We start from the raw sequence: 6,699 nt of genomic DNA on the forward strand, positions 1-6,699 counted from the left end.
ACCGGACCCACCGGCACCGCCGGGCACGCCGGCACCGGACCCACCGGCGCAGGGCGGCCTGACGGCGGCGGGTGCCCCGGCCGGGTTCTTCGATCGCGCTTTCATCCGTCCCCGCATATCCGTCCCCGCAAGCTGACACGCCCGGCAGGACTGACACGTCCGGCAGGGCCCCGGAAACGCCGGAGACCCCGAGAGCCCCGGAGGACCGGCGCCTCGGAGCGGCGGAGGGCCGGAAGCCCCGGCAGGAGCAGACAGGCCGGGCGGGCCGGAGGGAACCGGCCGGCCACCGGTACCGCGTGGCGTCAGCGGCGCTGCGCCGGCAGCTCCATCACCACATTCGTCGACTTCACCGAGGCCACGGCCACCACGCCCGGTTCGAGGCCGAGCTCGTCAGCGGACTCGCGGCTCATCAGGGACACGATCCGGTGCGGACCGGCCTGGATCTCGACCTGGGCCATCACGCCGTCGCGTACCACCCGGGTCACGATGCCGGGGAAACGGTTACGGGCCGACTCCCCCACCACCGCCGCGTCCGCGGCCGGCGGCCGGTCGCTCGAGGCCGCGAGCTCCTTGCTGAACTGGGCCAGCGCGGCACCTTCGACGGCCTGCCGGCCGCTGCTGTCCCGTACCAGCGGCAGCCGGCCGGCGTCGGCCCACCTTCGGACGGTGTCGTCGCTGACGCCCAACAGACCGGCTGCGTCTGAGATCCGCAAAGTCGCCATGCATGCACCATAACCAGCGTATCTACGGTTTGTCGCATGCAGCGGATCCGAATCCACGGTTACTTCGCGCATCTCGGCGCTGGTCATCGCCGACCGTCACAACCGACCGTCACCGCTGACAAACAAGCATGCTACGCGACCGGACCGTCCGGTCATACGCCCGGCCCCAGCCGCCCGGCCCCGGCCGACGGGACAGGCCGCCTGGGCACGGATGGCCGGGCACGGCCGGCCGGACGGGCCGTGAGGCCGTGCTCCGGCACCCGCCCACACGTCCGGGCGAGCGGCTTCAGGCCGCGCGCAGCCGGGCGGCCAGGGCCGCGGCGGCCGGCCCCGGCTCGGCGTCCTGCGTGATGCCCCGGACGACCACGACCCGCCGGGCGCCGGTGCCGAGAACGTCGTCCAGGGTGGCCGCGTCCACCCCGCCGGTGACGAACCAGGGCTTGGCGCCGGGGGTGAAGGGGGGCGCGAGTCGGGCGGCCAGGCGCGGCAGCTCCAGCCCGACCGGCGCACGCCCCTGCTTCGTGGGTGTCGCCCACACCGGGCCGACGCAGAAGTAGTCCACGTCGGGATCCTCGATCGCCGCGGCGAGCTGGTCGGGATCATGGGTGGACAGGCCGATCAGCACGTCCGGGCCGAGCAGCCGGCGGGCCAGCCGGGGCGGGATGTCGTGCTGGCCGACGTGCAGCACGTCGACGCCGGTGAAGGCGGCGAGGTCGGCCCGGTCGTTGGCGGCGACCAGCGCCCCCCGCGGCCGTGCGACCTGGCGCACCACGGCGAGCTCATCGGCTTCGGGCTGCCACTCCAGGCCCTTCTCGCGCAGCTGGACGACGTCCACCCCGGCGGCGACCACCTCGTCGAGGAAGGCGGCCAGCCCCGGCCGCGGCCCGAGACACAGGTACAGCCTGGCGTCGGCCAGCCGGACCAGGCGGGCCTCCGCCTCCGCCGACCGCGTGTACGACGACGCATATGGCGACCGGGGAGCATCGACGTCCTGTGTCATGCCCTCGACCCTACGGCGGCGCGGGCGTGACGAACGCGGCGTATGCCCGAAGGCGCGACACCAGCGGGCAAGGGCCAGCGGGCAAGGGTTAGCGGGCGAGGGCCAGCGGGCAAGGGCCAGCGGGCAAGGGCCAGCGGGCAAGGGTTAGAAGGCGAAGGTTAGAAGGCGAGGGCCTGGGCCCGGCGTTTGACCTCCCGGCCACGGTTCTCCGCCAGTGCGCGCACGGGGGTGCCGGGCAGGGTCGGGTCCTCCCGGAAGAGCCAGTCCAGCGACTCCTCGTCGGAGAAGCCGGCGTCGGAGAGCACGGTCAGCAGGCCTGACAGGCCCTTGAGCACCGCGCCGTCCTGGATGAACTCGGCCGGAACCCGCAGCACGCCCTCGAAGCGCACGGCGAGCAGTTTGCGATCCCGCACCATCTGACGCACACGCGTGATGGGCATCCCGAGCCGGTCAGCGACGTCGGGCAGGGTCAGCCACTCCACGGTCAAAGTAAACACCGGGAAACGGCTGCTGGTCATACCGGGGGTGACGGTCATACCGGCCTGACAGGTTCTCCGCCAGCGGCCACCGACTGGCTGGCCGCCTCCATCACGGCGACCACCCGCCGGGCCACCTCCGCGGTGTACTGCATGGGCCAGCCGGAGACGAGCAGGTCGGCGAGCTGGTTGTGGAAGACCGAGGTGACCGGCGCCGCCGGCAGCGGCAGCCTGGTCCGGCTGCCGTCGGCGGCGACCAGGTTCAGGTGGACGGCGGGGGTGGCGAACATCCGCTCGGCGTGCCGCCCGGGCCGTGGGCCGGGGGCGACCGGCTCGGCGGGGACCTCGCTGACGATCGAGCCGGCCGTCCCGATCACATGGAACCTGGGCAGCGCGGCGGCGGCGAGATCGGAGATCGTGATCTGGGCCTCGGTACCACTGGCGAAGTGCAGCAGGATGCGGGTGTGGTCGGCGTTGCTCACGTGGTGCCATACCCGCTTGTGCGCGGTCGCCGACACCCATTCGACGGGCCCGGCGAGCAGGTCGAGGATCCAGTCCAGCGGGGCGAAGCCCCGGTCGTAGACGGCCCCGCCGCTGACCCGGGCATCGTCGTGCCAGGTCCCGGGCGGACGCGTGTAGGAGCCGTGGAACGTCTCCAGCCACAGCACGTCACCGATCGCACCCGCCCGGACCGCGCTCTGCAACGCACGATAACCAAGATCGTCCCGCTGGTCGGGATGGACCGCCAGGACGAGCCCGCGCTCGGTGGCCAGACCGGTCAGCTCGTCGACTTCCCGGGTGGTCAGGCAGAACGGGTGCTCGACCACGACGTGCTTGCCGGCCTCGAGCGCCCGCACCGCCCACTCCGTGTGGGTGTGCGTCGGAGTGGCAACGATCATCAGGTCGGTCTCGGAGTCGCTCACCAGGTCGGCCGGATTGGCGATCCGGCGGACGGCATGCTCCCCGCCGCGTCCCGGCGGGCGCGACGCGCCGTCGCAGATCGCGGCCATCTCCAGGCCTTCGGTGACGTCGACGGCCATGTGGTGGAAGGCGGCGGACTCGGCCGTCCCGAGCAGCCCCACCCGTACCGGCGGCGCGTCCCGCACGCCGAGGGCGTGGCGCAGCCAGCGCCCGATCAGACGGTGGTAGGCGGGATCGGCCAGCGTCCGGTCGCCCGAGCCGAGCGTGAGCATGCCCAGGCCCGTCGACGGGCGCCAGGTGCACACCGGATGCACCGTCAGCTCGTGACGTACCAACAGCAGCTGTTCCACGTCGTCGGCGAGCTTGTCGGGCACGACCCACTGGTCGACCGGCCGGAAGTCACCGAGCCGGGTGGTGAACTCCGCGCCGTCCGGGCCCGGCAGCAGCCACAGTTCGTGGACCGGCGTCACCCGGCCCGGCACCAGCCCGGACGCCTCCACCAGCGGGCTGTCCGGCGGCAGTGACCGCAGGGTGGGGCCGGCGAGCAGCACCGGGACGGACTGGCGGGCGCGGTCGAGCACGTCCTGCTCACTGTTGTCCAGCGGCCGGTCGATGAGGACGAGCAGCGCGTCCGCGGACCGCGCGGAAGTGGGCCCGAGCCCCGCACCCCTGAGATGGTCACCGAGTGCGCTGGCGCCGGGAAGGTTAGAGACCAGGTGAATCCGGGGCACGCAGGCACTGTAGTGAATTAGCCCATCGGCAAACCAACGGGGGTCCGGTCAGGAAACACCGGCGACAAAAAGGATCAGCTCGGGGACCGGTACCGGAGGCTCGGTACGGGAGGATCGGCGCGGCGGTGTACCCGCCCGGTCACAACCACCAACCGGCCTGCCCGTTCGCAAACGCCGCACCCACAGCCACAATGCGTGCCAGGCCGGGACGGGTAACCGATGCCTGTTACGGCATGTCGTACTGTCGGCCCTTCTCGCTCATGCTGGGACGGCTGGGATGGCTGGGACGGGCCGAGATGGGTATGGGCCCCGGGACGGGCTGGGCGCGGTACGGCCGCGGTGCCGGATTCCGGCGTCGTCCACGGGCGCTCTAAGCTGTTGACCGTGGACGCGACCGTCGCAGACCCCGTCATCGGACGGCTGCTGGACGGACGCTATACCGCGCAGGAGCGCCTCGCCGTCGGCGGTATGGCGACGGTCTACGTCGCCCACGACAACCGGCTCGACCGGCTGGTCGCCCTGAAGGTCATGCATCCCGCGTTCGCGCACGACGAGGACTACCTCCGCCGTTTCCAGCAGGAGGCCACCGCCGCCGCCCGGCTGAACACCCCGTGCGTCGTCTCCGTCCTCGACCAGGGCCGTGATCACGGGCCCAGCGGCCCGGTGATCTATCTGGTGATGGAGCTGGTGCGGGGCCAGACCCTGCGCCAGCTCATCGGCAGCCGCGGGCGGCTGGCCCCCACCGAGGCCATCGAGATCATCGAGCCGGTCCTCGAGGCGCTCGCGGCGGCCCACAACGCGGGGATCATCCACCGTGACATCAAGCCGGAGAACATCCTGCTCGGCCACGACGGCCAGGTGAAGGTCGCCGACTTCGGGCTCGCCCGCCCGCTGGACCAGGCAACCCATGCTATGACGCAGGGTGTTGTCATGGGCACTGTCGGCTATCTGGCGCCCGAGCAGGTCAGTGACGGCTCCGCCAGCCCCCGCAGCGACGTCTACGCCGCCGGGGTCGTCCTCTACGAGATGCTCACCGGGGTGCTGCCCCACACCGGCAGCACCCCGATGTCCGTGGCCTACCAGTCGGTGCACGGCGAGGTCCCCGCACCGTCGGCGGCCGCGGAGGGCATCCCGGCCGAGCTGGACACGCTGGTGCTGCACGCCACCGCGCGTGACCTGGACATGCGCCCCGCCGACGGCAGCGCCATGCTCGGCGAGCTGCACCGCGTCCTGCCCTCCCTGCCGGCACCGGCGCCGGCGCCGGCCGCGGGTGCCGGGCACGCCGCGACGGCACCCGGCAGTGGGGTGCGCGGCGCCCGGGGCGCCCATGGTGGCGGCGCCCGTCGGCGCAGCCGCCCCCGGGCGACCGCCGGTTTCGCCCTGGGTGGCCGGCTGGCGCCCGACTGGCGCCACCGGTTCCTGCCGCGCCGGCCCCGCGGCCGCAGACCGCTGGTGGCGGTCGTGATCGCGGCTGTCGTCCTGCTCTGCGGGATCGTCGTGTCCAGGGCGTTGTCCGGGCCGGGCACGACGCCGATCCCCCCGCTGGTAGGCCTCGACCAGTCCGTGGCGGTACAGGCGCTGACCGACGCCGGGTTCGCCGTGGCCTACGACGAGGCCGCCACCAGCGACACCATCCCCGCCGGGAAGGTCATGACGCAGGAGCCGGCCAGCGCCGTCAGGGCGGCGCGCGGCAGCCCCGTGCGGATACGCCTGAGCCTGGGCCGGGCGAAGGTCCGGGTGCCGGACGTCGCCACCCTGTCGGTGGCGGAGGCCCAGGCCCGGCTGACCCGCCAGCAGCTCAACCTCTCCGCGACGCCACGCACGGAGGCCAACGACACGATCCCGGCCGGCAACGTGATCAGGACGGAGCCCGCCGTCAACACCGAGCTCGCCGCCGGCGCCCAGGTGACGCTGATCGTCAGTTCCGGTCCAGCCATGGTGACCGTCCCCAATGTGATCAACATGCCCATCGCCACGGCCCAGTCCCAGCTCGGCGCCCTCGGCCTGAAAGTGACACGGCTCGACATCAACGACGGGACGGTGCAGAGCGGAAACGTCATCCGCACCTCCCCCGACCCGGGGCAGCCAGTCGCCCGCGGCTCGGTGGTGACAGTGCTGGTGTCCAAAGGACCGCTGGACGACGAGGACCGCGGCGACCTGGTCGAGGTACCCGACGTCACCGGCCAGAAATATCAGAACGCGGCTCGCGAACTGCAGCGCCACGGGCTGCGGGCCGAGCGCAACGGCTTCATCTTCTTCGACAACTCGGTGGTCAGTAGCATGGATCCGCCCCCTGGCAGCAAGGTCAAGCGAGGTACCAAGGTGACCCTCACTGTCGAATAGCTCCGGTAATCGCCGCCCGGCTGTTCCAGGGGGGCATTTTTCCCGGCATACTTCGACTGTCCGGACGAATCACCCTCGGGCATGGGGCGGGATACGTGCCCGGACGGGGTGTCCCTGGTCATCATGGGGGCCGACGGTGTATCCGGGTGGTAGCGACCCCCGGTCGGCACACCGTACAGGGGGAAACAGGGGGGACTCCGGTGGGAGCACTGCTCACGGGGCGACGAGTCACGGGGCGACGAGCCAAGCGTTTCGACCGGCTGGTCGACAGCGGGTCGCCGGCCGCTCACCCGGGTGACCGCGAGCGGCTGGCCGTGGTCGCGGCGCTGCGTGCCCGCGAAACGGTGTCGTCACGTCCCGAGTTCCGTACGGCGCTGCGCGCCCAGCTGCTCGCCGAGAGCCTGACCACCGGGCTGTCGCGGACCGCCACCGATATCGCGCCGGCTATCGCGCCGGCTATCGCGCCGACAGCTGTCTCGCCGGTGCCGGGCGCCACGGCCCCCGAT

General features: G+C 72.5%; 6 protein-coding genes. 2 read left to right on the forward strand and 4 right to left on the reverse strand.

What is annotated here, in order from left to right:
• Positions 1-302 precede the first annotated feature (302 nt).
• The 4 genes from AC5LUJ_RS06060 to AC5LUJ_RS06075 all read right to left on the reverse strand — a co-directional run bounded on the left by AC5LUJ_RS06060 (position 303) and on the right by AC5LUJ_RS06075 (position 3,850).
• Positions 303-722 (reverse strand): TOBE domain-containing protein, encoded by a 420-nt coding sequence (locus tag AC5LUJ_RS06060; protein WP_250284310.1) that lies wholly within the window; start codon positions 720-722, stop codon positions 303-305.
• A gap of 286 nt (positions 723-1,008) precedes the next feature.
• Entirely contained in the window at positions 1,009-1,722 is a 714-nt protein-coding gene (thiE, locus tag AC5LUJ_RS06065; protein ID WP_250291970.1) for a thiamine phosphate synthase, read from the reverse strand.
• A 158-nt stretch (positions 1,723-1,880) separates the two neighbouring features.
• Positions 1,881-2,258, reverse strand: a complete 378-nt coding sequence (locus AC5LUJ_RS06070) for an Rv2175c family DNA-binding protein (RefSeq protein ID WP_250284315.1) — start codon at positions 2,256-2,258, stop codon at positions 1,881-1,883.
• Positions 2,255-3,850, reverse strand: coding sequence for a Gfo/Idh/MocA family protein (locus tag AC5LUJ_RS06075; protein ID WP_250284316.1), 1,596 nt, complete (start codon positions 3,848-3,850; stop codon positions 2,255-2,257). Before AC5LUJ_RS06075 ends, AC5LUJ_RS06070 begins: the two co-directional genes overlap by 4 nt.
• Before the next feature lie 384 nt (positions 3,851-4,234).
• Here AC5LUJ_RS06075 and pknB point away from each other — a divergent pair, with 384 nt between their 5' ends.
• The gene (gene pknB, locus AC5LUJ_RS06080) at positions 4,235-6,193 is read left to right on the forward strand and encodes a Stk1 family PASTA domain-containing Ser/Thr kinase (protein ID WP_493464596.1); all 1,959 of its coding nucleotides are present in this window, start codon (positions 4,235-4,237) and stop codon (positions 6,191-6,193) included.
• 200 nt (positions 6,194-6,393) lie between these two features.
• A partial coding sequence (locus tag AC5LUJ_RS06085) for a hypothetical protein (protein WP_493464597.1) occupies positions 6,394-6,699 on the forward strand: 306 nt, incomplete at its 3' end.

Source organism: Protofrankia sp. CiP1_Cm_nod3, from assembly GCF_982290655.1.

Bases quoted from the DNA above. Each gene is read 5' to 3' on its own strand.
- AC5LUJ_RS06060 (WP_250284310.1), bottom strand. From the start codon at position 722: ATGGCGACTTTGCGGATCTCAGACGCAGCCGGTCTGTTGGGCGTCAGC.
- thiE (WP_250291970.1), bottom strand. From the start codon at position 1,722: ATGACACAGGACGTCGATGCTCCCCGGTCGCCATATGCGTCGTCGTAC.
- AC5LUJ_RS06070 (WP_250284315.1), bottom strand. From the start codon at position 2,258: ATGACCGTCACCCCCGGTATGACCAGCAGCCGTTTCCCGGTGTTTACT.